Annotated in this window: 1 rRNA gene; it reads right to left on the bottom strand. The window is 47.4% G+C overall.

The features are described 5' to 3' along the window. Nucleotides 1-975 (bottom strand): 16S ribosomal RNA (locus AB0912_RS35895); the annotation flags it as partial. Nucleotides 976-1,247: the final 272 nt, after the last annotated feature.

The raw sequence follows: 1,247 nt of genomic DNA, 5'->3' as shown, positions 1-1,247 counted from the left end.
GTGCCCGGGATCGCGGACACGGCCACACCGCTTGTGCGGGCCCCCGTCAATTCCTTTGAGTTTCAACCTTGCGGTCGTACTCCCCAGGCGGAGTGCTTATTGCGTTAGCTGCGATACAGAGAACTTATAGCTCCCTACATCTAGCACTCATCGTTTACGGCGTGGACTACCAGGGTATCTAATCCTGTTTGCTCCCCACGCTTTCGAGCCTCAGTGTCAGTTACAGGCCAGAGAGCCGCTTTCGCCACCGGTGTTCCTCCATATATCTACGCATTTCACCGCTACACATGGAATTCCACTCTCCTCTCCTGCACTCAAGTCTACCAGTTTCCAATGCATACAATGGTTGAGCCACTGCCTTTTACACCAGACTTAATAAACCACCTGCGCTCGCTTTACGCCCAATAAATCCGGACAACGCTCGGGACCTACGTATTACCGCGGCTGCTGGCACGTAGTTAGCCGTCCCTTTCTGGGTAGTTACCGTCACTTGATGAGCTTTCCACTCTCACCAACGTTCTTCTCTACCAACAGAGTTTTACGATCCGAAAACCTTCTTCACTCACGCGGCGTTGCTCGGTCAGACTTTCGTCCATTGCCGAAGATTCCCTACTGCTGCCTCCCGTAGGAGTTTGGGCCGTGTCTCAGTCCCAATGTGGCCGATCACCCTCTCAGGTCGGCTATGTATCATCGCCTTGGTGAGCCTTTACCTCACCAACTAGCTAATACAACGCGGGATCATCTTTGAGTGATGCAATTGCATCTTTCAAACTTAAAACTTGTGTTTAAAGTTTTTATGCGGTATTAGCATTCGTTTCCAAATGTTGTCCCCCGCTCAAAGGCAGATTCCCCACGCGTTACTCACCCGTTCGCTGCTCATCCAGTCGGTACAAGTACCAACCTTCAGCGCTCAACTTGCATGTATTAGGCACGCCGCCAGCGTTCGTCCTGAGCCAGGATCAAACTCTCAAATAAAGTATTTAAGTCACCTTAGTGACTGGCTTGTCTTTCATTATTGATTGACAGATTTTTGATGTATCTTACTACATCACATGAGTCATTCTTCTTTATTCAGTTTTCAATGGTCTAGCTTATCGCTTCAAGACCCTCGTCTCTTGCGACAACTATTATATTCTATCAAACCTAACTAAACTTGTCAAGAATTAACTGTGACTTTTATACCTTTTTTTATCTTACATCCGGAAAATCCCACGGTTGTCATGTTTTATTAAATACATTAATATTCG

The sequence above is a fragment of the Streptomyces sp. NPDC007084 genome (genome assembly GCF_040703595.1).
Classification (GTDB): Bacteria; Actinomycetota; Actinomycetes; order Streptomycetales; family Streptomycetaceae; genus Streptomyces.
Note: the sequence above shows the minus strand (reverse complement) of the source record. Positions and strands in the feature narration are given on the sequence as shown.